We start from the raw sequence: 27,000 nt of genomic DNA, 5'->3' as shown, positions 1-27,000 counted from the left end.
TTGGTGAGGAACGATCAGGCAGTGGACGCGTCAGCTGATCATGTAGAAATCTATGTGGATGCTCGATTTCCTCTTGAGGAAGTCAATATTATCGCCGCTCGATTGGACGCTTCCAAGGCGCTCGTTGCCGGCTACATCCCCCCTTCCGTGGGCATGCTCAACGTGGGTGCAATGAAATTCGAAAAACTGTCCGGTTGCTCATTTGTGCTTCTTCCTGATCGGAACATCGTCTCGCGTATGGCACGGGTTGCGAGCGGGCGCGAGCTCCATCCCTTCGAGAAGACGGCGCAGTTAGCGGTCGACCTGATGGCATACGCCCAGGCCATGGACATAGAAATTGAGCCTTCCGTTTCCTTTCACGAACTTGCCCACATGAGCGGCAATGAAATTGCAAATCTCGAACTTTCGCACTTCAGAGGCGCCGATCAAGGTCAAGCCGACGCGTGGATTGAGCTCGCGATGGGGCGAACATCAAAGCTTCGTTCGTTCAATCCGGGTGAGCTACTGGAACTTGACCTTGCCGCGCCGCTGAGCCGATGGCGACGTAATTACCTGGTTGCTCTGAAAGTGGGCGATCTGGAGCTTGCTGACCTGACACCGACAGAGCGGGCCGTATCGTTGCTCGAATGGATGGAGAAGGATTATTTCGTGGCGGGGCCTGGCCTTCTCTATGGGATGATGTTTCTTGGCCCGATCGCCCGAAAAGCGGACCTCTTCAAGCAACTTCGTTCCCCTGCCCGCGACCGGGCTATTGCCGGCATCAAAAATGCTGCTTGGGACATGACGCATCTTAGTGATTTTTTGAAGCGGGTGCAGGATGCCCTAACCGGGGACAGTTCGCGTCGTTTCCTATTTGCGACGGGCGATGAACGTCTCGCCAACATAGCTCGGGTCCTTTTCTCGCTAGTTCGTGAAGAAGAGAGCTTGAAGAACGACATTGAGAACGTCCTGCGCGAATGGTGGCCCAGGAGGGATGCCGAGGCTTTGGCAGAATTGACGTTTAAGCAGTTAGCTCTCGCCGGACGACGTCCCCCGCCAAGCTTCAAAGGCGAGAGTTCGGATCCGATCCGTGATTGGACCACAGAGGCGGAGGGAAGGATCCTGCACAGGAGATAGCTCGCACGCTGACATTGCCACTATCGCGCTGCGCCGCGAACCAAAGTGGAGCGTATCGGAGCGTTCAGCATAGCGACGCGCACGCGCGGGAAAGCGGGAATTCGCGTCACGCTAAGGCTGGGAAAAAGCAGCCGCAGGAACGGCAACATAGTGGTCCGAAGGGGCCGCGGGATTGGCTGCGCCCCCTCCGGGCGTTTCGCTCATCAAATCGAGCCGGTTACGAAAAACGGAAAGGCTGCCCTCGACCTTGTTGAACGACGTGGACAATCCCTTCGGACAAGCTGAATTCGCTGGCGACAAAACTAAATCCGTACCAAGGTTATTGTCTAAATCAGGTGGTAACATCATCCTGAAAAGATGATATCGAGCTGTGATTCGAGCACAAGGGAATAGACGGACAACAGATGGCACGGGGCGAGTTGATGAAAAAATTGCTGGCTAGCTACGGGCGCGATGAGGATTTTCGCGCCGTTGCCGAGCAGATCATCGACGAGGAAGAGAAAAAGAACAACCGCGCCTTGGCACGGACATTGCGGAAAACGCTCGAGGCCGGTCCTCAGCGGACCCCATCTGCTCCGAAAGCTCTTGCCCCCCTCATCCCATTCCCCGAAGCCGCCGCAGATTTCGTCGAACGCATTGAACCCGAGCACAATCGCAACGACATCGTTCTGAGCGCCGCGAACGTCAGGGTCCTTCTAGGCTTGGTCAAAGAATTCCGTCGCGCAAACGAGATTCGCCAGCACGGTCTCAAGGTTCGCTCGAAAATGCTTTTCTGCGGACCGCCAGGTTGTGGAAAAACGCTTTGCGCGGAAATTTTTGCCGCCGAGCTGGGACTCCCGCTGTTCCGGGTGAAGCTTGATCGCCTTATCTCTTCCTACCTCGGTGAGACGGCGACCAATATCCGAAAGACGTTCGAGTTCGCTCGCAAGCAGCCTTGCGTCCTGTTTTTCGATGAATTTGACGCCCTTGCGAGAACCCGCGACGACAGTGGCGAACACAACGAGCTTCGCCGCGTCGTCAACAGCCTGCTGCTCTTCATCGACAACATGCAGCCTAAGGGCTTCCTGATTGCAGCGACAAACCTCGACCGATCTCTCGACGCAGCTATCTGGCGGCGTTTCGATGAGGTCCTCTGGTTTGACAAACCCGACGCTGCGATGATCGGAAGATTCCTGAAGTTAAAGTTCAAGAATGTTCCCCTCGCGTTCGAGCCTGCCAGGCATTCGGCTGCGCTTGCGGGATACTCCTTCGCCGAAATTGAGCGCGTCTGCACTCAGGCGATCAAGGCGATGATCATAGAGCGTCGCAAGCAAGTCCAGGAGCGGGACTTCAACCGCGCACTTCAGGACGAGGCGCGGCGGCGTGCCGGACAAGCCCGTCTTGCACCGATGATCTGAGGCCGCCGTGGCCCAGTACGACCATCTCGAACTCGTCCGACTTCCCGAACGATTTGAACGTCGCAAGCACGGCGGGGGTGGCCCGCCGCCCGATAGGGATGGTCCCCGACACAGCGCAAAGCTAAGAGATGAGCTAAACGCAGCCCGAGATGAGCAACGCCGGCGACGCAAGCCGGAATTCGTCGATCCAGCGCTGATCCTTCGCGTCCAGATGACAGGAGCACTGCAGGAGGCAGACTGGGAGCAGCTCGGTCTTACCGTGCTGTCCAGCGACGCCGATCGAACGCTCGTGTTGTTCGCATCCAATGACGAGATGACTGAGTTCAGAACCCGACTGGATGCCTACCAGCGTGGCGCGCCTGCGGGCCAAAAGAACGCCCCCTATAACAATTTCATCGGCGGTATCGAAACGATCGGGTCGGTCGAGCCGCGTGACCGCATAGGAATTCGTTTCCGCGAGGACGGCTTTGTCGAAACGGCCGATTTCCAGGATGTGCAAGCCTATCTCGTCGATATCGAGGTATGGGATCTCGGTGAGCGACGTCTTCGCGAACGCAAGCTCGACGACATCGTTCGCTACATCGAGGCTCGTGGGGGCGAGGTTTTCGACCAGTATATCGGTCCCTCTATCTCGATGCTCCGCGCCCGCTTGAGCGGAGAGCTCGTCCGGACGTTGCTGACCATTGAGGAAGTGGCTTCGGTGGACCTTCCGCCAAGCCCCGACCTTGTCACCGCCGAGGCGATGGACATGGTCCTTGCGGAGACCCCTCCCCTCAATGCGGTCGATCAGGCGGCCCCTGTTATAGGCATCATCGATAGCGGCCTCAATGCTCATCCCTTCCTTGATGGGATCGTAGCCGGCAGCATCGCGGTCCCCGAAAATCTCGGCACGGCCGATGTGTGGGGGCATGGAACACGGGTTGCCGGTATCGCCGCCTTCGGAGATCTGCGGGCGCAATTGGCGACGGGTGAACTTCGTCGTGGTTCCAGGATTTGTGCAGCGAAAGTCACGAACGATGCAGGCAGCTTTGACGACCGGCGCCTCGTCCCTTCCCAGATGCGCGAGGCAATTACACGGCTCAACGAAGAATTTGGTTGCCGGATTTTTGTCATCTCGCTCGGCGACAAGAAGCGGGTTTTCGACGGTGGCAAGGTCGGGACTTGGGCCGCGACACTCGACGAACTCGCGCGAGAGCGCAATGTCGTTATTATCGTTTCGGCTGGAAACCGTGGGCCCCGCGCCGGTAACCGCGTAGAGCAAGGCGTCACCGAGTATCCGAGCTACTTGCTCGAGGCAAACAATCGCCTTCTTGAGCCCGCCGGCGCCATGAATGTAATCACGGTCGGTTCGATTGCGCAGGGCGAGGGCCTAGACGCCAATATGGTGGACGATGTGCGAGTGCGCCCGATCACCCGCGCGAACGAACCTTCTCCGTTTTCGCGGGTGGGGCCAGGTCTTGGTGGTGGCACCAAACCGGACCTTGTCGACGTTGGTGGGACATTAATCTTTGACGCCGTCGTCGCCCGCCTTCGAGGCGGCGAGGATCGGCCAAGTGCTGGCGTACTCACCCTGAACCACAACTATCTCAACCGTCTTTTCACGGCCGGATCCGGCACATCCTACTCGGCGCCCCGCGTCGGGTTCAGTGCCGGCCAAATTCTTGCTCGCTTTCCCGACGCTTCTGCGAACCTGGTCCGTGCACTGCTGATAAATTCTGCAGAGGTCCCGCAGGAAGCAAGCGAGCGCCTTCAAGTGCTGGGAAGCGAGGCGGTGCGTTCGGTTTGCGGCCACGGTCTCATCGACCTTGAGCGCGCCGGTTTTTCTGATGATGCCCGTGTGACATTGTATACGGAAGATGAGCTTCCGCTCGATCATTTCGCTGTCTATCGCATCCCAATCCCTGAGGTCTTTCAGGAAGGAAACACCGAGCGCACAATTCGCGTAACGCTCGCCTATGACCCTCCCGTCCGCCATACCCGGAACGATTATGCTGGCGTCGGGATGAGCTTTCGGCTGGTGCGCGGGTGCGAGCCGAATTTCATCTTCGAGCACTATCGCAAGAGAGCGGAGGTTGAAGGCCCCTTTCCCGAAATGGAGAACCGCTTCAACTGCAAGCTCGAGCCTGGACCGAAGGTAAGAGAGAAGTGCTCAGTCCAACGCGCCAGCATCACGTTCAAGCGCGGAATCGAGCAATACGGCGACAGCTACTACCTCGTCGTGCGCTGCGAGAGTGGTTGGGCGACCCATGTGGATCGCCAGCCGTTTGCCGTTGTCGTAGAGCTGCTTCAGAAGGCTGAAGTCCGGCTATACGAGCGCCTGCGTCAGCGCATTCGAGCATAACAGAACATCTGAAATAGTAGACTCCTGCGAAACGGACTGAATGGCCGAATAGAGCGTTTCAGCTTTTGACGGACGCATAGCCAGCGTTTTGAAAATAGTTGAGCATTCGTGTCGCACTATGGCGTCGTGAGGTAACCGCACGTTGTGGCGTTATGCGGTCCTCTCACCAGTCATGCCCAAACGGTATATGGAACGTCAAATGTCTCAATCTATACAAATTAACCGCTCTGCCGCTGACGCATGGTCGCAGCTGGTCAAATGCGGAGCCCTCGACATTGACGGCCGCGACAAAGAGTTCGCCGGGGCGGTCTGCAAGATGCTGGACCCGATAGGAACTGATCTCGGGGACGCGCTCGCGAAAGTGACGACAGATCAGCTGATCCAGGTGTTCTTTCGTGCCCTCCAGCCTTTCTCAGAAATGTACCGTGAAATCCTACGGTTTTTCACAACAGCCGGCGCAAAATACGGGCGGGACCAATGGCGGATTGGGATTAGCGAAAAGCACTTCGAGCTGTCTGACTTTGAAGATTTCGTGCGGATGTGGGACGGCGTTCCCGGTGAGATCAATGTTCCGGCATTGGGACATGAAGACTTTGGCGTTGTTTGGCTTGCCTGGGAAGCATATCCGCAACTAGGAAACCTCGCCAACAAGGCGGCGCGAGAATCTGCTGAGCTCGGAATTGCCGACGTCGATCGGTGGCTCGTCGACTACCGATCGGGCCAAATCAATCCCCTTCCAATATCGGTGCTATTAGAACAACAGGACCCAGGATTCCGAGAATTGGCCGCACTGGTCGCCACAGTTCATGAGGGATTGGTGGCGTTTAGTCAGAACCGAGCTGTGTTGCGGTCGCAATTCGATTGGCGAACGTTGAAGGGCAGTGATGCTTTTTCAGTCAACCAACTTGCCTTCCTCGATACGGACAACTGGCTGGGGACAGCTGTCGCAGGCCTGGCGCTGGCAAAGGCGATCGCGCCTGAAAGCAGAAGCAGGATCGCCCGCGTTCTCCAAAATGCGTTCGAGGGTCTGCCAACTCGCAAGCTGAATGCAAGCGTCTCCTTGAACGATCTCGACCGGTTTTTGTCATTGCCGGTCTGGCAGAAGCGCCACGAGATCTATGCTGTCTGGGTATTCACAGAAATGGCTGCGGCTGCGAATGAGCACGATTTAGAGATATATCACGACCAAGGTAGGATCGCCTTCGAGTTCCGAGAGTCTCGACTTGCCACTGTCACGTCGGCTCGACCACCGATCGATATGATAACGGAGCGTCGCTCCCCAATTGCAAATCCAGTCGGCGCTGGCCGAACTGGCAATGTCCAGCCGGATTTCGGACTTTGGTCACGCGATCCGGGCGCCGAGCACTGCGCTCTGGTGGTCGAGGTGAAGCACTATAAACGCACCGCGAAGAAGTCGTTTTCGGAAGTAATGACCGACTATGCGGCCGCTCACCCGAATGCGCCGATCGTTCTGGTCAACTACGGCCCGATCGGCGACATTCTAGACTGCGTCCCGCTCAGCGCGAAGGCTCGTTGCGTTACCGTCGAGCACCTGACTGCCCTCAACCGGAAAGCCAGGGAGGAATTTCGAGGCTTGGTTCGAAAGGTGATTGGATGGCCAGTGCGGGCGGCGCTCGAGATTGGAGGGACAACCCGGGCGAAAAGTGCTGTCGCGGTCGATGTTTCGCGTTCCATGGCTCCAGTTCTCAGCGATCCTCGATTCAGCTCCGCGCTGGCCGCGATTGCGGTGGCGCCGCACGCCTCTGAAATCTTTCCCATCGATCGACGTGTCCACACCGCAATTTCGGTCGAGCAGGCGGTCGAGCGGCTGCGTAGCATCCAAGGCGACATAAACGCGTTGGAAGCTCCGGTTACTGAGCTGCTTGAGACTTATGAGGAAGTGATCGTTTTGACGGATCGGGATGGGCTAAACGATTTGAGCGCATTAAGATCGGCAAGTGAGGAATTTGCCGCCGGTAGCTTTTTCCGGGTGACTGTCTGCAGGCCTTAGCCGACGTGATCTGCCGAGGCTCGCCGCCAACCGACTAGACTACCCATCACAGCATCGCCCCCGGCAGAAATGCCGGGGGCGATGCTTGAATTCTTCCCCTCGGGAGCCGGAAGATACCTCAATGACTGACGGCCAAAAGCCGAAGCTTATGCACCCTGCGATCGACGGCCAGAGCCGGATTGGCCGCGGCGATAGCATCCAGAATGGTGGTCATATCCGATGTGCGGCCCTTGCAGGGCGGCCCGCATGCAGCCCACACCAATCTGAGGGCAGCGGCTGGGAAGCGCGTGGCGAGCTCGGCGTTATTGCGTTCGAGATCATGAAGGCTGAGCCAGTCACCCTCGAACGTCGAGACATACGGTAAAAGGGCCTCAACCGCAGCGTCAAACGCTGCGCCGGCCGCCGTTGCTAATGAGAATACTTCCTTGCTCACGCCATTTGAAAGATAGCTGCGATCGCGCGGCCAGATCGCCTGGAACGTTGGGCCATATAAGTCAGTCCAAGCGGAAGCTCGGTCCTCGTCGGGATTTTCCTCAAGCCAGTTTGTCATGATTTTCACGGCTCCGACGCGTATGTCCGCGGCAGCCTCCCGAAGCGTCTGCCGCGCCTGTTGCGGCGAGATACCCCTGGCCACATTTGGTTCGTCAAAGGACGCTACCACCGCTCGGACAAGATGCGAGGCGGCATTGGCCGCCGAGACATCCTTTTGCCGGCTCTCTCGAACTCCCTGCAGAATGAGATCGGCAAAACTGATTTCAGCATCCGCAACAAAGCTATTGTATTCGACCAAGACCCCGCGCAGTCGCCTACCCTCATCATTGTCCGCGGCAATGAAGGCTCTCAGATGGTTGAGAGTAATTTCGTTCGAAACGCTGAAAACGAAGGACAGGTACCGGACGCACGCTGCACGTGCCATTTCGCCGGAATAGGTCGTCGACACGATCATGCACTGCAGACGTTGAAGGTCCGCGGCGTTCACGTCACCTCCGTTTTCCCTTTGAGAGCTGATTCCTTGAAGCAGTGCTTCCGCAAGTGATCCACCAGTCGAGTTGATGACGCGGTCATAGGTTTCGACATCATCGCCCCAATCAACCTCGGGCTCGCCCTCAGCAGCTTGCCACAGGCGATCCCACCAGTTCGCGGGGAGAGCGAGTTGAAGGTGCCGGGCGTTTTCTGTCATTCGAGCCAGGGGACCGACAAGCGCGTTGACGATCTCATCATCTGCCTCTCCGAGAAGGTCGACCGCTTCCTGTATGACACGCAGCCACTCGGAGCTTGTCATATTCCCGCGATTGGGAACGATCTCGAGCCACGTCGCCCAACGTGCAACGACGCCAATTTCGAGGGGACGAGAACGGAGCGCAGCATACGCTCCGACCGGATCCTCTCGACAATATTCTCCCCAGCCCTCTCGATCTTCAATGTCGCTGCTTTCCTCGAGCCGATCGGCGATCGTGAGGCGTTCGCTTGGCTGTGCCGACACGATTTGCGCCGTGCGCCCGCGAACAGCCCTAACTCCCGAGCTCCAAGTGCGGAACAGATCCCGCTCGTCGATTTCACGCGACAGGTATGTGCGCCGCTCGCGGATTTCATGCAGCAGGGTTTCCGCCTCCTGCGGGAGAACTACATGCTCACTGATAGCGGTCAATCGAACCCAAACATCGCGGTCACGTGCACGGTCCTGCCAGTCGATGCCGTCAGCACTCTGTTCCCGGTCGGCATATCGTTGTGGTCCCTCGACAAGGAGGCGCCGAACAAGACGTTCGACGGCCTCCCCGCTTGCCTGAGCAATGCGAGCGCGAACAATGGCGACGAACTCCAGCGCGAAGGACCAGAAGCCCACCTCACTACTGGCTGCTAGCGCGTCAATCGCCTCGTCGGCGGTGAAAAGACCTTGATGAGTAAGTGCGTGCATCCAAAGCCGAGTGGTCAAGTTGAACGGTTCCGCCCGCCATCCCTCGACCACCCTTTTCGTCCCCTCCAAATTGCCTTGAGCGGCCATGGGCAACGCGGATGTGATCAACACGGTGAGCGGAACAAACCCGCGGCGATGCTGATTTTGCTGATGATTGACAACAGACGGTACACCAAAATCTGTAACATCGCGTCCCTGCCCGATCAGTTCAGCATCGCGCGCAGTCCGGAGCTGGCAAGAAAGTCGCTGCGAACCCCGCTCGAGCAGCCGCAGGATGTTTTCCGCGTTGCCGGCGGGGGACGCCAAAACATCCCGCAAGAACTCCTGATGCTCGCTCTCCATCGAAAAACGAGCAATATCCGAGAGCTGATTTGGGTGCTCAGAAGGATCCTCATCGCGAAACGGCGCCTCGATTGTCAGGTGCGGTCCGATGGCATTGACCAAGTGTCCGAGGTCAGACTCCACGATCGGTCCTCGGTTCAGCCGGTGACGCAGCTGATAGTCGCGCAAACTGTCGTGTGATGCCGCCGCGGCCGCTTCGGCGAGCAAGCGCCAGGCTTTCTCCCATGTCGCATCCTGTGGACGGTTTTGATCGAGTTCGCGAAATAGGGCATCGGAGAGCTCCTGTGATCCCCTCCCCAGATGTTTAATGGCGGTTAGGTATCTGACCCTGTCATCCCATCCTCTTGCGAACCATCGGGCAAGCATCCAGGCTCGCGCGCGTTCGCCGAAAGCTCGGATCTCCACGGCAAGTGTGTCGAACCATGCAGCATCTTCGCATCGCGTAATGAAGTGCTCGAAAAGGTCGGCCCTGGCGCCCAGCGCCCATTTGAGGGTGCGAATATCGTGGTCCGTAGTTTCGGATACGGGGCCCGAGACGATGGCGGCGATCATCTCACGACGACGAACATCGGGATTCTCCACGAGGTTGGCCAGGCCTTCAAGACTTGACCATAGTGGGCCGTATGGATTGCCGCGTTCTGGTTCGAATAGGAGCGGCTCCACCGCCAGAGCCTGCCACGGGGCGCCCGCGGCTTGGGGGTCGCCATTTGATGAGCTGAGCGCATATACGCGCCTGAGATCGGCAAAACGCTCCCTGTCACCTTCCAGAACGTTCAGAATGTAGCGCACCGGAGCATCGTTCGCAGTATAGCCCACCAAAACCAAGGTGCGACAACGCATGAGATCGAAAAGGAAGCGAGCGGCCCAGCCGGCTCGCAGATATGCCTCCCCATACTGAGCGCTGGTCAGTACCAGTTCTGTTTTCGAAAGATCGAGCTCATCGTCAGTCAGCCGGCCGTGGATGTGGACGACACCCGTGAACCTCGCGCTTCCCGGAGCGGGTATATCCTGTCCCGCCGCGCTCTCCTGCGTCGCGAAAGCTGCCGAATGCGAAACCATGAGTGACCGCTCGAACAGCGTGTCAAAGTTCGTGGTGACGATAATCGGCCTTCCAACCTGATCACGTGATAGCCGAAGGATAACGTCGTGATGCGTGGTATCAGGATTTGCGGGAACCTGCAGTTCTGCGGCCGCAGCGTCTATAACATCCTCTGATCGTACAAGGCGCCGTGACAGGGCACCCAAAACTTCTTCATAGCGAGACGCCTGGAAAGCATGGTCTTCGGCAGGCGTGCGCTCTTCGCCCAATCGATTATAGACGTTGAGAACGAGGTCACGAAAATTTGGCAGTTGCGGCGCGCTGACCCCTGCACCGCAGAGAAATACGACATTGCCTTCGAGCAGTTCGTCGACGAGCGCTTCTGGGAAATCGGGACCGAGGTGATGAAGTCTCATGGCACTCTGACAGGCTCTTTCAAGTTGAGTTGGGACTATATGTAAAATTTAAAGGGCTGTTTCTTCTCGCCTTTGACCGCCGATCCCATCGTAAGGACATCGCCGACCATACGAGCGAACCGCACCGTGACTGGAAGGCCATCGTTGAAGTTGCAAGAATTGTAGTTGATCTTGGTCAGTCCCATGATGTCGGACAGGACGTCACGAATCTCGGGTTTGGCGTCCTTGCTGCGCGTTACGGTGACATGTAGCGGATTTGGAGTTTCCGGACCGATGTAGGTATCAAGCTGCGGAACGTATCCTGTCGTCCAGATGTAGGCGGTCTGCGCGTCGAGGATCAAGGCTGTGCCGCGCAGCACAGGATAGTCTCCATCGCGGAAGAGCTTCGTTTCGCCACCCGTTGGGCGGATTCGCACGCCTACAACATTTGTCCCCTTCGGCGCCGCATCGGCAAACGCGTTCCACTCCTCATCGTTGAAGTAGGTCTGGCCATGAATGAAGAGCTCCTTGGGCGCCTCACCGTGGGTGCCGACATAGCTGTCAAGAACGAGCTTCAGGAGATCTTTGGCTGCGGGAGCCTTCAAATGATAGTCGTAGTCCCCGGTCTTCCAGGGGCCGTTTGCGCCACGGAAAACGACGCCGTCGCCCTCGTTGAGAAACATTTGCGCCGCGCAGCACGCGTGGCCATCGGGATCATTGGGCAGGCTCTTGTAGACCATGCCGAGGTAGCAAACGCCGGGCCGGATCGTCGATAACCGCCAGGGTGGGCGCGGCTGTGTTTTATAGTACAGGCCAGTGCCGAGATTCCAGGCAACCGTGGCACGATCCTGCGTCTTGCGGGTCGGGAAACCTGCCGTATTAAGAAACGCGCCTGGCGCAAGCGTGGTTTCTCGAATGAGCTGCGTCGGCGCGATGTTCAAGAAATCAGCTTTGATGCGCCGATGAAAATCCGGAACGTCGTCAAAAATGGTCTCACCACTTTGATCGATAATACCTGCCAAGAGCGGCAGGCTTTCGCGCTTCTTCTGCTTCTTGGCGAAATCCCCTTTCTCCGTTGGCAGACCAGTGCGCTTGGAATTTGGTCGGCACCTTTCGTAGACGATCTCAGGAAGCACCAGCACCCAGATGTCTACCGCGCGCTCCTCGTTGTGGAGATGTTTGTTTACACGCTCGATATAAAGCTTCGCGACCTTGTCCACTGCTTCGTGCTGGTTTGTCACCCGCGTCGCGCGATCGATATCCGCGAGCGGGATCGATAGTGCGCTGAGCTCGTCTGGGTCGTAGAAAATTCCAAAGGTCTCTTCCAATCCCGGGAAGTTCGCGAGGTGCAGCCGGTTCGCCTTTTCGCCCTTCCCGGGCGGGGGTACCTTGACAATGGATTGGAGGTCCCGGCTCCACGTCCGGAAGTGACCGATGCCTTCACTTGTGCCGATGACACCGACGCGGATTTCTTTCGCCTTTTTCCCCTTGAGATGGGGTCCGTAAAGGTGGAGGCCGTCTTTTGGATGGGCGCTCTTCTGACCGAAGGCAAACTCAAGTTCCGGCTCATGGATATGATCGACCTCAAGCGATCGTTCCAGAAATTTCATTCGCCGACCTCCTCATCGTTGTCAGGTCGGCCGAGAGTGCTATCATCCAGTTCCTCGTCGTCGTCATCTAGGTCGTTTGGAAGAACGGTACTGACCGGAGATGAAAACAGCATCGGCGATGCCTCGAGAACGAAGGTTTCCGTCTCGGAAAGAGGGAGGCGCACAAAAGCCGACTCTCCGGAAAGCAATTCTAAAAACGCGAGAAGCCGCCCGTACCACTGCTTGTTGCGCCATCCCTTACAGACCGATCGCCTCAAGCGGTGGAGCTTCTTGGGATCGTCGACAACAAGGCCGGCTGGGGTGTCGTTATCTTGCGCAAACAGCACCCTCGACTTCAGCTTGAAGTGCCAGAACGGCCAGAACGCTGGCATGGCAGTCACACCGAATTGCCAGATATGGCCCTTAGCGGAATTGCGCAGCATCGATGACCGCTTCTTTTCGGCCTGGTTGCCCCACGGAATTCGCTTGCCCGTCGGCGCCTGTTCTGGTGACGCGTGGAAGCCGATGCCATTCGAATATCCGTGTTCAATGAACCCGTTGCGTTTGCAGTAGTTGAACCAGGCCTTCTTGAGCATCGCTACAATGAGGTTGGAGGCCGTCTGGCGGTCAATTCGCAGTCGCTGAAAGCCGCCCTCCGTGAATTCCACGAGCGGAATTTCATGTTTCAGCTTGAAGCGGCCGACGGCTTCGAATGCCATTTCGATTTCCGGCACGCCACCGAATGCCAGAAAACCTGATCCCCCGACCAATGCGCAAGGATGTCCATAGCTGTCGATCGCTCCCTGGAGGCGCCCTTTGTTGATCGATCCCGAGCATTCGAAGTATCGGATGAAATCTGGCACCTCGGCGACCCGAAGCCAGTTTGAGGTCAGTCGCTCAGGAATTTCGATGATCGGCACGGCGCCACGCCGGCGATAGATCTCCCAGTTGGGGTTTATCATCGTGTCGATGCTGCGCTGGACTTTTTGCCGTTGCAGGGTATCGATGAGCTTGAGCAGGCCTTCTCCCCAATTTCGAACGAAATCGACCGCGACAGTGTCACCGAGACCTTTGATCTTCCGAAACGTCTCCATGCGTAGCGGAATGACAAACCGCTGATCACCGAGTTCCTTTCCCGTTTCTATAGCAATGTCGAGGTCGTCCTGGATGCTGCTATCCTCAAGACTGGAATCACGGCAGAGAAGCAGGACCTTGACCGCGCGATGGCGCAGCGCACTGGTTATCTCCCGTCGCCAACGTTCGCCAGGCATGAGGGTGAGCACGTCGGCAAAGACCTGGTAGCCCTCGGCCTCAAGCTTTGGAGCAAGCCATAGCGTGAACTCGTCGTCGATGGGTGACGCCTTGATTATGAAGATCGTATCGCGCTTTACGGGCTCGATCTGAGCATCGGTCGCTGCCCCGGGTGGCGGCATTAGGCGAGCGAGCGTTTTGGGAACCTCCGCCGGCGCCATTGCCTTGCGCACCGCGTTGGTGACGACCTCTTCGAGCACTGGGGTGCTGTGTGCCCAGAGCCCTTCGTGAGCCTTCACGATCTCAGGATAGGATCTGAGCAAGCCGTTGAGGTCGTCCGCGCCGAATATGTCGCCGGGTCCGACTAGGCTTGGTCCGATGATTTCCGACAGCGTGGCCTTGTTTGCCGGGGTAAGCGGTACGGACGTCGTCAGAATGTATCGTTGCGGGGCCAGTTCGTCGATTGAAATACGTTCTTCTCGCATCTTTGACTTGAGTTTCGAGAAGCCAGATCGGAGATAGTGCTTGGCCTGGAGGATGATCGAACCATCGGCTTTGGCGTGGCGTCCATCCATACCGTCATCTGCGCCAACGGTGAAGGCTTCGAACCGAACGCCGGTTTCGGCGCCCACAAGATCGCGACTCAGGTTCTCGAAGTCATCCGGAGAAAGTGTTGAGAAATCATACTTCATTTGTCGGATGATGGGTCGCGACAATACTAGGCGTCAAGGCATCAATAGATGTCTTCTCAGTTGTAGAGCGGTTACCAACAACTCTGATCGCGTGAAAGCGCTGACTGCAGTTCCGTTTCGCCAGAGTCGCTCTCCTCTGAGCCCCTCGTGGAACCGAACACACAAGCTCCCGAAAACTGAGCCCGCCCGGTTCCCACTACGAGGACGGATCGGCAGGTAGGGCCCCCACCTGTCCCTAGGTAGCAGACACTGCCGTGCTGTAGCTGGGATTGGCGGTGACAAAATCTCGGAGCGAATAGTGCCCCGTAGAACGGCTACCGCGCACCAAACCATCCTCTTCGACCCAATCAAAGGCCGAGACACTCGTAACGAGCATCATCTCGCCTCAATCCCACAGGCATTGTTGTTATCCGAAGCGAGCGGTTTCTTACGAGTTTTGATGGCGAAGCTTTTGAGACAAGGAGCTCCGTCGCGCGGGTCCTTAGGGCAGATCCGTCTCTCCGGTCCGGCGACTTCATTGGGGCACCAGGAACGCCCGGCGCAAAATCAAGTCGGTGAGTTTTATTACGAGTCAGTATTCTCAAATCCTCCGCCTTGCGCTTACATCTTAGAAAGATGGACTGTTCATAATTGGGGGATACAAGGTGGTCGATTTCAAAAAGCTTCGCGAGGACAAGGCAAAACCGAAGCCCATCGCCCCGCGAGATATCTTTCATTCCCTCCCGAAAGCCGTCGGGATCAATGATCTCTATGTTAGCCAGGCCGAGGCCCTCGATGCTTGGTATCCGTCCCGAAAGAACGACAAGGATGTCGTCGTAAAACTGCATACGGGCGGAGGAAAGACCCTGGTTGCGCTTCTCATGGCACAATCAACCATGAATGAACTCGGTGAACCCGTCCTCTATCTCGCGCCAACGACCCAGCTCGTCGAACAGGTTATCGCCAAAGCCACTGAATATGGAATCCGCGCGGTGCCATACACGAAGGGGCAACCTTTAGCCTCCGAGTTTCTGGATGGTAACGCCGTTCTTGTAGGAGCCTACGAGAGCCTTTTCAGTGGCCGAAGCAAGTTTGGTGTTCGGGGTTCCGCCAAGCCGGCGGTGAAAGTCGGCGGCATCATCTTGGACGACGCGCACGTCGCACTTTCCTCGGTTCGTAAAGCATTCAGCCTTACGATCACATCGAAAGACCACCTCAAGTTTTATCAGGAGTTGGCAGATCGCTTCAGGGGCGCGTTCGACGAAGTCGGACGAGGCGGCGCCTTTGCGGACATCACCAGGGGGAAAGACTTCGGCGTGATCGAGGTTCCGAGCTGGGCCTGGTTGTCCAAGGTCCCGGAAGTTCGGGAATTTCTTTCACACCATGTCGAGAGCGTCGATCCCTACATATGGCCTCTCCTGCGCGACAATCTGGCGATGTGCCACTGCCTCTTCAGCCGCAAATCGGTGACGATCACCCCCACCTTTCCGCCGGTTGATCTTATTCCGACGTTCGATGATGCTAAACGGCGGATCTATATGTCTGCTACGATTTCTGACGACAGCGAGATTGTTCGCACATTTGGTGCCTCTCCTGCTGCGGTTGGCAGACCAATTCAGTCCTCATCGCTCGCGGGTGTAGGCGAGCGTATGATCTTGGTGCCTGAGTTGATGCCGCTCGGCAATGTCGCGATCACGCCGATGGTAAAACAGATCGCGAAATGGATCGCCGGTTACGCCGGTGTCGCGATTTTGGCGCCGTCTGGAACCGTTGCCAAAGAATGGTGGGATACTGCAGAATACCCGGAGACCAGCGAAGCGGTAAGCCAACGCATAAAGGATATGCAGGCCGGATCGTTCAAGGGTCCGATCGTTCTTGCTAACCGGTATGACGGCATAGATTTGGCCGGCCAGTCTTGCCGCCTGCTGATCATGGACGGCCTGCCACAGGGCACAACCGATTACGATATGTTCCGGACGAATGTTCTTGCTGATTCTGCGGTTAACTCGTTGTTGGCGCAGCGGATCGAGCAGGGCATAGGGCGCGGCTCCCGGGGTGGCGGCGATTTCTGCGTGGTCGTCCTGACGGGAAGCGACTTGGTCGCATGGATCGGACGCAAGAAGAACCTTGAGCATTTGACCGCAAGCAGCCGGGTGCAGCTCAACGTGGGACAAGAAGTGAGCGAGGCAGTCACCAGCTATCAGGAAATTGGCGAAACCATGCTCAAGTGTTTGAACAGGGATCCAGATTGGGTCGCCTACCATGCGTCAGAGCTCGCAGCCGCCACCCGGCCGCCGGGAATTGACGAACTCTCGCTGAAGGTCGCCGGTGCTGAGCGCAGAGCTTTCCGATTGGAAAGAGTGGGACAGTATGAAAGCGCAATTCAAGAACTCGAACAGCTGATTTCTTCAACAGACCTAGCCCAGGATGGCCAGAGAAGAGCGTGGCTTTCTTCGTTGGCTGCTCGCATTGCCTTCCAGATGAATGATAACCACAAGGGTCAGCGACTTCAGACCTCAGCTTTTTCCACAAACAACAATCATATCCCACCTCGCATCCGACCCGCCTACATTCCACGACCAATGGCAGGACCGCAATCGATCGCGATTGTTAGCCGAATCCTCGAATATCAACGTCGTGGATCGCTCATTCCTGCTTATAACGAAGCGGTCTCGGCGCTGGTGCCCGACGCCTCCCCATTCCAATATGAGGAAGCGTTAAAGAACCTTGGAGCATATCTTGGATTCGACGCCGAGCGGCCGGAAGCGGTGCACAAAACAGGCCCTGACGTCTTGTGGAGAACGAGCGGTTTGTTCGACTTCGTCATAGAAGCCAAAAGCGACAAGGAAAAGGACAACCCGCTCTACAAGAACGACCATGCTCAGCTCCTGGAAGCCGAGCAATGGTTCAGGCGATGCTATCCCCAGAGGCAGTCTTTGCGGGTTTCGGCGCTTCCTGAACCCGTAGCCGATCTGAAAGCGAGCCCCCAGGGAACGTATGCCCTCAAATTGGAGGAGGTGACAAAGCTCGTCGGGGCCGTTCGCAACCTCTATGTCTATCTGATAGGGCAACCTGGAGACAGGGAGGTCCTTCAGGAGCGCTGCGAAGCTGAATTGCGGCGTACTGGCCTAACGCCGGACGGCATCAAGGCGATCTATTTGACTGAATTCAGGTGAGCATTCCCGCCCTCTCCCGCGGATTTTTGGCGGCGGCGTGCCCGCCGCATTTTGACATCACGCGAAAAGCATCTCGGTGAGGTTCTCCGGCGGCGACCATAGTCCAGCCTTGGCCTTAACGTAGGTTTGGCAAAAGGTGACGATCTTCTCCTGATCGCCAAATTTCAGCTTCTGCTTGTCAATAGTCGTGAGCTGCTCGAACGCATTCGACGTGAAACCGTATGTCGACAGGAAGAGGCCACCGTCTTTCTTTTCTTCGACGATGATCTTCAAGAGCTTTTCCACGGCCGTCGATCCGACCTTCGTGGATGAACGCCAATGTTTGATCTCCACGTAATACTCAGCGAGCTTACCCTTCACCGTGCACGTCAGGATGACATCCTTTCCACCATCCTTCGACCCGGGCGTAAGCGTCACAACAAAACCCAACCCTTCGAACACCTCTGCGACGACCTGCTCGACCATGCGCCATTCGAGATGATCCAGGGCATCCGGACTCTTCGCGATCAATCGCGCCAGCCCGCTGCTGAGATCGCGCAGCATGATCCGAACCTCAGTCTCCACATCGACCTTCTCTTCGCGCAGGCGACTGATCCAGGCACGCAGTCCGCCAATGTCGAGCAATTCGATCCGAAGCGGCAAGCTTTTCTCGACTGCGGCATGCGCCTCCCGCGGAAATTCGCCGTTGCTCACCAGCACGACGCGAGTGAGATCCTGCAACAACGCAGCGCCGATCAACTTCTGCAGATCCGCCATCCCCACGCGGCGAACAGTCTTCCTGTAAAACTTGGCCTGAACTCCGATGGTCTCGGCGGGTGTCGAACTGGCCTCATCCGCCGTACGAGAGGCGCGGAAATCGATTCCCTGATCGTTCAATCCGCCAGTATGCTCAACCTCGTAGCCTTCGATCCCAAAAAGCGGCTCCAACACGCGGCCCAGGACCAATTCCGACTCTTGCGGATCGAGGCTTTCGTCCGCCCGCAGTTTAGTGAGCTCGAGATCGAGTGCATCGCACTCCTCTGCACTTAGTTTTCTCAACAATCGCCCCAACCGTGTGCTCTTTCCAATATTTCCATACCTAATCACCAAACGGATTTGGTGATACCCGTAGAGCCTGACTTGAGGGTTGAGAAAGCCGAATTTGAAAGTGTTGGCGTCAATTTAACAACAAGTCGCTTCTGCCCAGCAAAGGTGCGACATGCACGCTTGGCACCAGGATCTCGCGGACCCACTACCGCCGCAAAAAGGGGCGTGGGCATTATATCACCCCCCAGGCACGAAACCTCCCCCTCCCGGTCATCTCGCGCAAACCTAGTTCCTCAACGATCCGGAGCGCCGCCCGCGGCGTCACCCCGAGCGTTTCGGCAACCATCCCGGCCGAGACCAGTGGCCGCGACATAACGAGCTCGATCAGACCCGGCAGATTTGAGGATGAGCGCCGGCCGACCAGGCGCCGCTCCAGCATCGTCCGCGCCAGCGCCAGCCGGTCGTGCTCCCTGAGCCCGAATTCGGCGGCCGCAATGATCCCGTTGACGATCGCCAGCAGCCGGGTGTCGCGCGTGCGATGCCGGCGACGCTCGACGGCAATCGATTTGAGACCGAGATTGACCGCGGCCAGATGCGCCGTCGTCGTCAGACCCTCTTCCCGCAGCGTCTCCGCGGCGAGCAGGCGGCCAAGCCACGAGGCATGCTGCAGGACCTGCAGCTCGTTCCAGGCATCGAGCAACAGCGCCGCGCGCAATACCGGCGGCAGGCCTTCGGTCCCGTCCACCACGACCCGCCATTCCTCCAGCCGCTCGTCCTCGTCCCAGTCAAGATCGTAGACCAGCGCATCCTTTTCGAGGGCGGCAATTGGCCCCGGCGCCCTTGCCTTTGTCAGCGCCGCATCCGACCTGGCCAAGACCGCGTCCATCGCGGCAATCTCAACAGCGAGTGGATCGGAAATGTCCGGCCCCTCCTCGCTCGGCGCAATCGCGGCCGGTTGCCCAGAGGCGACCTCGGCGCTGCCTCGCGCACCAGTCCCAGGTGTCATATCGTCTCCATGACTGCGGAGTATCCTGATCCCCTCAGGGCTCAGTGCCCAGGCGGCGGGCTGCCCGGCGATCCGCCGGCGGCTGCGCAGCACGTCGATGGCGATGGTCAGCTCATGGGTCGGGGCACGGACGTCGAGGTGGGCGTCGTGGAGCACCAGGTCCTCGAGATGGACGAGCTCGCCATCGATCCACAACGAGGCGCACGCGTCGCTAAAATGGGCTCGCTCGATCCAGCCCGGACCGACCATTGATCGGGCGATGCGCTCGTCGAGACGTGACAGAGAAGATGCGGCGTCCGAAATTGGCCGCAGCAGTAAGTGGGGCATTTTGGTTGGCGGGCTCTCTCCGAAGGGCATAGAGAAGTGTGCATAAGGGCTTGGTCTGCGAGTTGATTTCCAGCGTTGGGATTCCGCGGGCGGAGCAAATCAGATTCAGTCTCGACATGGCAAAGAGACGGCTCCCCTCACCTGAGCATGCCGATACGCTTTCACTGAAGGCGTTGCGAAGTTTGGTGACTGGTCTGCTGGAACGAGCTGAACAGGCTGAAGTTCGCCTCGCGAAACTTGAATCCGAGAACGTAGCCCTTCGCGCAGAAAACGCGGAGCTCCGCCTGGAAAACACCCGCCTGAAGGTCGAAAACCAACTGCTGCGCGACGAGATCGCCCGACTGAAGAGCTTGCCGCCGCGACCGCCGTTTCGCCCGTCCGGCATGGACAAGGCAACTGATATCAAATCCGGCGACAAACAGGCGAGCAAGAAGAAGCCGCGCGGCCCGAAGCTCGATGTGAAGCGGGTCAGCCGGGAAGAGATTTTACGTGCAACCATTCCGGCCGGTTCGCGGTTCAAAGGCTATAAAGGTTGTTTCGTGCGGGAATTGGTGCTGTCGGCCGAGCTCGTGCATTATCGCCGCGAGTGCTGGATCACACCTGATGGGAAGACGGTGATCGCACCGTTGCCGACGGGAATTATGGGCGGCTACGGACCGAACCTCCGGCGGCTCTGCCTGATGTTGCACGCGCAGGGGCAAGTGACGACGGGGCGGCTGATGACGTTGCTAAATGATATCGGCATCGAGATCTCGAAACGCCAGGTCGTTCGCCTTCTGACCAAAGAGCTGGATGGGTTTGTTGCCGAGGACGCGGCGGTGCTGCATGCCGGCCTGGTGTCGTCCACTTATGTCACGGTCGACGACACCGGTGCCCGCCATGCTCATGATAATTTTTACACCACCCAAATCGGGGGTGAGCATTTTACCGTCTTCCGAACGACGAAATCGAAATCGCGACTGAACTTCCTGTCGCTGCTGCGCGGCAACTACCAGGACTATGTCCTCAATGACGCAGCGTTCGACTATCTGGAAGAGCGCCGTGGCGATCCAGGCCTCGTTGCCAGACTGCGCACTTTCGAGCTGCAAGGCTTCTGCAATCAGGTACCATTCCTGGAATATTTGGCCGGCAAGGGCATCGATATTTTCGACAGGCAGGGGATCGGGGTCCTGGCCGAAGCCGGTCTCTGGGGTTCCATCCGCCATCACGGTCTTCTGGGCGACATGGTGATTGTCTCCGACGATGCCGGACAGTTCCGGGTTGGCAATCATGCCCTGTGCTGGGTCCATAGCGAGCGCCTTCTGCAAAAGCTGATGCCGGCAAAGCCAAAGGAGGCGCGATCGGTCGCGCTTATCCGCGATCTCGTCTGGCGATTCTACAAGATGCTGAAGGTCTGGAAACAAAAGCCTTTATCACAGGCAATCCCGGGCTTCCGACGACGGTTCGACAGGATCTTTACCCTGCGTACCGGCTATGATGCCCTCGACGCATTGCTGGTGCGGTTGCACCGCCGCAAAGCCGAACTGCTGCGCGTGCTCGAGCGACCAGAAATCCCGTTACACACCAACGCGTCAGAGAATGATCTGCGCAGTTTCGTCACCAAGCGAAAAATCTCCGGCGGTACGATGAGCCGGGACGGCCGTGTTGCGCGCGACACCATGCTCGGTCTGATGAAGACCTGCCAAAAGCTCGGACTGTCCTTTTACCACTATCTCGGCGACCGGTTCGGCATCCCAGCGTCATCGCCTGCCATGATCGCGTCGCACTGCGGCCAGGCCATCCCGCCGCTGGCAGGCCTTGTCGCCGCAAAAGCCTGAGTGCTGCTATCTGGTGCCGGGCTTCGTAAACGGCACGACACGGCCGTCTTTGGACGCCTCTCCATCGAGACCATGGCGGCCCACAAGCGTCAGCAATGACGGCGAGACATTCCAGTGCTTCTCATCGTCGGTATGAACCGTCACCGTCTTGCGATTGCGTCGGATGACGATGCCCCTGATCGCTCTTCCATCCGGCCCTTCGAACGTTACGCCGCTGCCGATCTTGATCTCTTGCAGGGCAGCCGCGGTCTTTTGCTGATGCAGGAAGTGGAGCCGCTCGACGATGCGTCCATGCAGTTCCATCAGCGTTGCTTCGTCGAGCCCCTCGATATCGATCCCGCCCATTGTGCTGCTCCCCGTCTCTCATCCTGATCGCGTCTTATGCTCCGACACCGATTATGGTAGAAGAGCATCAACGGCACAATTGCCCAGCGCTTCAGCAGCGCCCACAAATCAGCCCCTTTTACCCGCAGCAGGTACGTGGGGCAAAATCGGTGGCAGCGTTTCGGTGAGCGAGCATAGAAGTGTGCATAACCCGGCGTTTTGAGAATTGATTTATGGCCTGGGGATTCTCCTGCCGGGGCAAATCATGATTCGATTCTGTCATGACGAAACGGCTCCCCTCCCCCGAGCATGCCGACACGCTGTCGCTGAATGCGTTGCGCAGTCTTGTGTCCGGTCTGTTGGAGCGGTCGCAGCAGGCGGAAGCCCGGCTTGCGAAGCTTGAGGCCGAGACCGTCCAGCTGCGCGAGGAAAACGCCGCCCTTCGGCTCGAGAACACCCGCCTGAAACTCGACAACCAGTTGCTGCGCGACGAGATCGCGCGATTGAAAAACCTGCCGCCGCGCCCGCCGTTTCGCTCCTCCGGTATGGACAAGGCGACGGATGCCAAATCCGCTGTCAAAGCCCAGACAAAGAAGAAACCACGCGGCCCAAAGTTGGATGTCAAGCGGGTGAGCCGACAGGAGATCCTGCGCGTCGATGCTCCGGCCGGGTCGCGCTTCAAAGGATACAAAAGCGTCTATGTTCGCGACCTGGTGCTCAAGGCGGAGCTCGTGCATTACCGTCGCGAATGCTGGGTAACGCCGGATGGAAAGACGGTGCTGGCACCCTTGCCGGCGGGGATCATCGGCGGCTATGGCACCAACCTCAGGCGGCTTTGCCTGATGCTCCATGCACAAGGGCAGGTAACGACCGCGCGTCTGACGACATTGCTCAATGACATTGGTCTCGACATCTCAAAACGCCAGATCGTCCGGCTTTTGACCCAGCAGCTGGATGGCTTTGTTGCCGAGGACGCGGCGGTGCTGCATGCCGGTCTGGTGTCGTCGTCTTATGTCACCGTCGACGACACCGGCGCCCGACATTGCCATAATAACTGTTACGCCACACACATCGGCGGCCCGAATTTTACTGTCTTTCGCACCACAAAATCGAAGTCCCGCCTGAATTTCCTGTCGCTACTGCGCGGCAATTACCAGGATTATGTGCTCAACGATGCCGCGTTCGATTATCTGAAAGAACGCCGTGCGGATGCGGCCATTACTGCCGGACTTCGCGCTCTTGAACCGCAGCGCTTCTGCAACCAGGTGCCGTTCATGGCGCATCTGGCCGACAAGGGTATCGACATCTTCGACCGGCAGGAGATCGGCACGCATGCCGAGGCCGGCCTGTGGGGTTCTATCCGTCACCACGGCCTGATGGGCAACACGGTGATCGTGTCCGACGACGCCGGCCAGTTCCGCGTCGGCAATCACGCGCTGTGCTGGGTTCATGCCGAACGTCTTCTGCAAAAGCTGATGCCAGGAACCGCAAAAGAGGAGCGGTCGCTCACCATGGCCCGCGATCTCGTCTGGCGTTTCTACAAGGCGCTGAAAGCCTACAAGCAGAACCCTTCACCGCGGGCCGTTCCGGCCTTCCGACGACGGTTTGACCGAATCTTCAGCCTGCGCACCGGTTATGAGGCACTCGACAAGCTGCTTGAGCGGCTGCATCGAAGGAAGACCGAGCTGCTGAAGGTGCTCGATCATCCCGAGATTCCGCTGCACACCAATGCATCCGAAAATGATCTGCGGAGTTTTGTCACGAAGCGAAAAATCTCCGGCGGCACGATGAGCCGCGACGGCCGTGTTGCGCGCGACGTCATGCTTGGTCTTATGAAGACCTGCCAGAAGCTTGGGCTGTCCTTTTACCACTATCTCGGTGACCGGCTTGGTATTGGCAACATCGGCCAACCGGTTCCGCCCCTGTCAGCGATCATTCTCGCTCGGGCTTGAACACCCGGGGCCGCTTCGGCTCGACTGCGCCACCACCGTTGCCCAATGAACCGGCACCGCCACCAAATCTGCCCCACGTACCCGCAGCAGGCTGTTCAGGGGCAAAGTGACCAAATCGTAACGCATTGAATTCATGGTAAATGATTCGTTAAACGGACGCTATCTCATAGTTAGCGTCTGGCACTGGGTAGGATGCTCCAGGCCATGCCTCACTTCCGATAAGTACTGCGTATCGATAGGTGATGGTTTTTGGCGGCAAGAGATAGCGTATTTGTCCGTGAGAATTGGCGGAAAAGCCGCAAATCCGGGCCCCTTGAGGGCTTTTCATTTTGGGTCGCTGGAAATTCTGCCTGATTGAGCGGAAATAACGCGTGCTGAACCGGTCGAGCTCTTCCCCTCCCCGACCGCCTCTCGGCGTCAGAACCTCATCAAAAAGCCGGAGCCGGAGCGACCTCTTCCGAAATAGCCGATTTCCCTGCGTTTTCGCCATAGATGCCCGCTGACGTGCGTTCTCGGGCGGCGATGGGTCGATGCCTGCCTCACGTCATAGAACGCTCTCTATCGCCTCCCATTTTTGTCATAAAACACGCTTGCAAATCCCCATTTTCTCATGCATTCATTATCTGTACAAAGGCCATCAAAAAAGAGCCAGAACGAATGCCCCAGGTTGCAATCGCCAGCTCCCCCTCTCCGCGGCCCCGGCTGATCGGATACGCCCGGGTTTCGACTGACGATCAGCTCAACGATGCCCAGGTCGATGAGTTGCGCGCCGCCGGCTGCGATCGCATTCATCAGGAGCACGGATCCGGGTTATCCCGCACAAGACCGGTGCTCACCAAAGTGCTGAAGGATCTCACCTCTGGCGACGTGCTAGTCGTCGTTCGTCTCGATCGCTTGGCCCGATCAGTCAGCCATCTGCTTCACGTGATTGAAGACCTCGAAAAGCGCGGAGTTCATTTCCGCTCGCTGCGCGATCCGATCGATACGTCCACGCCGCAGGGAATGTTTTCCTTGCAGGTGCTCGGCGCCGTCGCCCAGCTTGAGCGCGCCCTGATCGCCGAACGAACCAAAGCTGGCATCAAGGCTGCGAAAGCCAGAGGGAAGCTTCCCGGACATCCCGGTCTGCGCGAGCGCCGACCGGAGGCGATCAAGGCGGTGTCGAAAGCACGCGAGAAACTTTATCTCGACGAACTGATTTCGTCGGCACAGACCTGGCTGCCGACCGTGAGGCAGCTCAGGCCACAGCATAGTTGGGACAACGTCGTGCGCGTCCTTAACCGTCGCGGTCATCACTGGACGGTCGAACGATTACGCCGCGCGGTGCATCGGATGGTTCGTGAGAAGCTTGCAGAGCCAGAGCTGCTGGCCCGCTCACCGCGCCGCGCGCCCGAAGATCATTTGATGAAGTTGGTCGCCGCGATCACCATCGCCGACCCCAGTTTGTCGCTGCGCGACATTGCCGCGCAACTGGATCAGATGGGGGAACGGCCGGCGCGTGGTGGCAGGAGGTGGCAGCCCTCTTCCGTTAGGGCGCTGTTGGACGAGGCACATCGCTTCGGGTTAGTTCGTCCTTGAGTAGCTGATTCATAAGGGAGCGCCCGCGCTTTTTGCCCCGCGAGCTTCCTTTCCCGGCGGAGATCTCCTTCCAATCCGTGCTTGCCACGACCTGTTCGGCCAACCCCGCCAAGGTGGATTTCCTCCTCCACCTGACGCCCGTCCGGTTCAATGGTGTAGCCGGTCATCATTGTTCCTTCTGCCAACGACCGAGGTGGTTTCTCGTCTCGAACCCGCATGATGGTATGCCGGCTCGTCACGATCTTTCTTCAGCGCGGCGACCTGCTGGGCTGCTTGTTCGGCCCTCAAAAGTCGCTCGCGCAAAACATCGGGCAACCGAGCCTGATCTCGCTTGCATATACGATCAAAAGGAGCCGCAAGGCTTATTACGGAGAGCTCGAAACAAATCAGCGTAAGCTCGATATAATCGAAAGGCTCATCTACTCTACTTCTTGCAAACCATTCTCGATGCGCAGCAGACGACTCTCACGCGCGTTGCGTTTTATATCCGCAAGGCAAAGTTCTATGAACGGTTCCGCGACCAGTTCAACAATCGCCAAGGCGATCTCCCGCATGTTCCGCGAAGGGATTGAAGGCTTCAAAGGTGGCCTGAGCGCGGAAAATTACATCTCGATCACAGGGGCTTCCCGGGCAACGGCGACTCGAGACCTTCATGATATGGTGGAGAAGGGGGCAATGAACCGCAGCGGTGAACGCCGACATACGCGTTACACCTTAAACCTGCCGGAGCCAGAGTGATAGAAACAACGGCTGGGGCACGGCCTTTCGTCCACTCTATCCAAAGAGCGCGACATCACTCGGCGGAAGCAGACTGGCTTGATTCTTGCTGTGGCTGGTCGTTAGTTTGCTGCCTAAACTGCGAAGACACGAGGATTGTTATGCCAACTGGCAAGGTTAAGTTCTTCAACGCCGATAAAGGCTTTGGTTTCATCACGCCGGAAAGCGGAGGAGGCGACGTTTTCGTGCATGTCACCGCCCTGCAATATGGCGATTATCTCAGAGAGGGACAGTCCGTTTCCTACGATCTCGGTCAGGATCGGAAGACCGGCAAGTTAAAGGCGGAAAACGTCAGACCGCTCTGAGGCCAATTGACCGGAGCGGCGGCAACGGGCTCAAAAGCGCCTCGGGGCCACCTGCTCTTAAATTGCGAGATCTCGGCCTGTGCCAAAGGCGCAGCGCCCAACTTCTTGGCCCGGTCGAAGGGTGTCACATCCAGAAGCGGAACGTCTATGAGACTAGCATAGCCCTCAAACCCCATCTTGGTGCAATAGCAAGACTCATGATGTTATCGGCACGTACGGTCGCATTGATGAATTTCGAACACGAGTTCTTCGGCTGTTGTCCGAGTTGCGGTAAAAAGAGCTGTCGACGCTGGATATCTTTGGGTTCGCGCGTGCAAATGTAGGGATGTCGACAAAACGGTGGATCGCCGTACAGGCTTAACAACTGACAGCCGACAAGCAGCCGATCGTAACTTGCGATCAATAAACCACTCCGCGAACCCCGCGGCCGAAAGCAGCGTCTCCAGCGCCGTTGTTCCGCCGGCGCGGATGTCCGGATGATTTCGTTCAGAAGGCTACACAGCTCTTTGCATCCGAGGCTACGGCCCTTCGAATATGCTGTTTTCAGCGACCCCACTTTAGATTGATAGCTTATCGGCGATACTCGGGAGACCACAAGCCAGGATCTCACCTTGCTGCGGTCTCCAAACAGCATCAGCTTTTTGCAGC

15 protein-coding genes and 2 pseudogenes are annotated in these 27,000 nt (G+C 57.8%); 10 read left to right on the top strand and 7 right to left on the bottom strand.

The window, feature by feature from the left end; genetic code table 11:
- From CCGE531_RS29870 to CCGE531_RS29855, 4 genes are all read left to right on the top strand, one after another.
- Nucleotides 1-1,116 (top strand): hypothetical protein, encoded by a 1,116-nt coding sequence (locus tag CCGE531_RS29870; protein ID WP_162944122.1) that lies wholly within the window; start codon nt 1-3, stop codon nt 1,114-1,116.
- Between the two features lie 422 nt (nt 1,117-1,538).
- Entirely contained in the window at nt 1,539-2,513 is a 975-nt protein-coding gene (locus CCGE531_RS29865; protein WP_245459591.1) for an ATP-binding protein, read from the top strand.
- A gap of 7 nt (nt 2,514-2,520) precedes the next feature.
- Entirely contained in the window at nt 2,521-4,854 is a 2,334-nt protein-coding gene (locus CCGE531_RS29860; protein ID WP_120670670.1) for a S8 family peptidase, read from the top strand.
- A 199-nt stretch (nt 4,855-5,053) separates the two neighbouring features.
- Nucleotides 5,054-6,865 carry a hypothetical protein gene (locus CCGE531_RS29855; protein ID WP_120670668.1) on the top strand — a complete coding sequence of 604 codons (1,812 nt, stop codon included), beginning with the start codon at nt 5,054-5,056 and terminating at the stop codon, nt 6,863-6,865.
- A 118-nt stretch (nt 6,866-6,983) separates the two neighbouring features.
- On the opposite strand, the gene CCGE531_RS29850 is transcribed toward CCGE531_RS29855, so the two are convergent.
- The 3 genes from CCGE531_RS29850 to CCGE531_RS29840 are packed head-to-tail and all read right to left on the bottom strand — an operon-like array spanning nt 6,984 to nt 14,088.
- The gene (locus CCGE531_RS29850; RefSeq protein ID WP_120670666.1) at nt 6,984-10,577 is read right to left on the bottom strand and encodes an SIR2 family protein; all 3,594 of its coding nucleotides are present in this window, start codon (nt 10,575-10,577) and stop codon (nt 6,984-6,986) included.
- 35 nt (nt 10,578-10,612) lie between these two features.
- A complete protein-coding gene (locus tag CCGE531_RS29845; RefSeq protein ID WP_120670664.1) occupies nt 10,613-12,166 on the bottom strand; it encodes a hypothetical protein in 1,554 nt (517 codons plus the stop codon).
- A complete protein-coding gene (locus CCGE531_RS29840; protein ID WP_120671000.1) occupies nt 12,163-14,088 on the bottom strand; it encodes a toll/interleukin-1 receptor domain-containing protein in 1,926 nt (641 codons plus the stop codon). The genes CCGE531_RS29845 and CCGE531_RS29840 overlap by 4 nt, the downstream gene beginning before the upstream one ends.
- A gap of 644 nt (nt 14,089-14,732) precedes the next feature.
- Between CCGE531_RS29840 and CCGE531_RS29835 the strand changes: the two genes are divergently transcribed.
- Nucleotides 14,733-17,243 (top strand): DEAD/DEAH box helicase, encoded by a 2,511-nt coding sequence (locus tag CCGE531_RS29835; RefSeq protein ID WP_120670662.1) that lies wholly within the window; start codon nt 14,733-14,735, stop codon nt 17,241-17,243.
- 57 nt (nt 17,244-17,300) lie between these two features.
- On the opposite strand, the gene CCGE531_RS29830 is transcribed toward CCGE531_RS29835, so the two are convergent.
- Nucleotides 17,301-18,284 carry a restriction endonuclease gene (locus CCGE531_RS29830; protein ID WP_245459590.1) on the bottom strand — a complete coding sequence of 328 codons (984 nt, stop codon included), beginning with the start codon at nt 18,282-18,284 and terminating at the stop codon, nt 17,301-17,303.
- A 217-nt stretch (nt 18,285-18,501) separates the two neighbouring features.
- Nucleotides 18,502-19,602, bottom strand: a complete 1,101-nt coding sequence (locus CCGE531_RS29825; RefSeq protein ID WP_245459589.1) for an RHE_PE00001 family protein — start codon at nt 19,600-19,602, stop codon at nt 18,502-18,504.
- Nucleotides 19,603-19,664: 62 nt separating this feature from the next.
- Here CCGE531_RS29825 and CCGE531_RS34540 point away from each other — a divergent pair, with 62 nt between their 5' ends.
- Nucleotides 19,665-21,419, top strand: coding sequence for a transposase (locus CCGE531_RS34540; RefSeq protein WP_245459588.1), 1,755 nt, complete (start codon nt 19,665-19,667; stop codon nt 21,417-21,419).
- A gap of 6 nt (nt 21,420-21,425) precedes the next feature.
- Here the strand turns inward: CCGE531_RS34540 and CCGE531_RS29815 are convergent, their stop codons facing one another.
- The gene (locus CCGE531_RS29815) at nt 21,426-21,764 is read right to left on the bottom strand and encodes a hypothetical protein (RefSeq protein ID WP_065091799.1); all 339 of its coding nucleotides are present in this window, start codon (nt 21,762-21,764) and stop codon (nt 21,426-21,428) included.
- A 260-nt stretch (nt 21,765-22,024) separates the two neighbouring features.
- On the opposite strand from CCGE531_RS29815, the gene CCGE531_RS29810 reads away from it, so the two are divergent.
- From CCGE531_RS29810 to CCGE531_RS29790, 4 genes and pseudogenes are all read left to right on the top strand, one after another.
- Nucleotides 22,025-23,695 carry a transposase gene (locus CCGE531_RS29810; protein WP_120669479.1) on the top strand — a complete coding sequence of 557 codons (1,671 nt, stop codon included), beginning with the start codon at nt 22,025-22,027 and terminating at the stop codon, nt 23,693-23,695.
- A 657-nt stretch (nt 23,696-24,352) separates the two neighbouring features.
- Nucleotides 24,353-25,270, top strand: a complete 918-nt coding sequence (locus tag CCGE531_RS29800; RefSeq protein ID WP_120670656.1) for a recombinase family protein — start codon at nt 24,353-24,355, stop codon at nt 25,268-25,270.
- A gap of 285 nt (nt 25,271-25,555) precedes the next feature.
- Nucleotides 25,556-26,008: pseudogene (locus CCGE531_RS29795) on the top strand (DUF4172 domain-containing protein); the annotation flags it as partial.
- 140 nt (nt 26,009-26,148) lie between these two features.
- On the top strand, nt 26,149-26,352 hold the full coding sequence (locus CCGE531_RS29790) for a cold-shock protein (RefSeq protein WP_004119863.1): 204 nt from the start codon (nt 26,149-26,151) through the stop codon (nt 26,350-26,352).
- Here CCGE531_RS29790 and CCGE531_RS34980 read toward each other — a convergent pair.
- Nucleotides 26,301-26,886 (bottom strand): annotated as a pseudogene (locus tag CCGE531_RS34980) (GNAT family N-acetyltransferase). The gene CCGE531_RS29790 and the pseudogene CCGE531_RS34980 sit on opposite strands and share 52 nt — an antisense overlap.
- Between the last annotated feature and the right edge of the window lie 114 nt (nt 26,887-27,000).

The organism is Rhizobium sp. CCGE531 (assembly GCF_003627795.1).
GTDB lineage: Bacteria > Pseudomonadota > Alphaproteobacteria > Rhizobiales > Rhizobiaceae > Rhizobium.
The sequence above is the reverse complement of the archived record's forward strand: the minus strand, read 5'-3'. Positions and strand labels throughout refer to the sequence as shown.

Excerpts from the sequence above, each read along its gene's own strand:
- CCGE531_RS29815 (WP_065091799.1), bottom strand. The coding sequence starts at position 21,764 with ATGGGCGGGATCGATATCGAGGGGCTCGACGAAGCAACGCTGATGGAA.
- CCGE531_RS29850 (WP_120670666.1), bottom strand. The coding sequence starts at position 10,577 with ATGAGACTTCATCACCTCGGTCCCGATTTCCCAGAAGCGCTCGTCGAC.
- CCGE531_RS29845 (WP_120670664.1), bottom strand. The coding sequence starts at position 12,166 with ATGAAATTTCTGGAACGATCGCTTGAGGTCGATCATATCCATGAGCCG.
- CCGE531_RS29865 (WP_245459591.1), top strand. The coding sequence starts at position 1,539 with ATGAAAAAATTGCTGGCTAGCTACGGGCGCGATGAGGATTTTCGCGCC.
- CCGE531_RS29825 (WP_245459589.1), bottom strand. The coding sequence starts at position 19,602 with ATGCCCCACTTACTGCTGCGGCCAATTTCGGACGCCGCATCTTCTCTG.
- CCGE531_RS29800 (WP_120670656.1), top strand. The coding sequence starts at position 24,353 with ATGCCCCAGGTTGCAATCGCCAGCTCCCCCTCTCCGCGGCCCCGGCTG.
- CCGE531_RS29790 (WP_004119863.1), top strand. The coding sequence starts at position 26,149 with ATGCCAACTGGCAAGGTTAAGTTCTTCAACGCCGATAAAGGCTTTGGT.
- CCGE531_RS29855 (WP_120670668.1), top strand. The coding sequence starts at position 5,054 with ATGTCTCAATCTATACAAATTAACCGCTCTGCCGCTGACGCATGGTCG.
- CCGE531_RS29810 (WP_120669479.1), top strand. The coding sequence starts at position 22,025 with ATGACGAAACGGCTCCCCTCCCCCGAGCATGCCGACACGCTGTCGCTG.
- CCGE531_RS29840 (WP_120671000.1), bottom strand. The coding sequence starts at position 14,088 with ATGAAGTATGATTTCTCAACACTTTCTCCGGATGACTTCGAGAACCTG.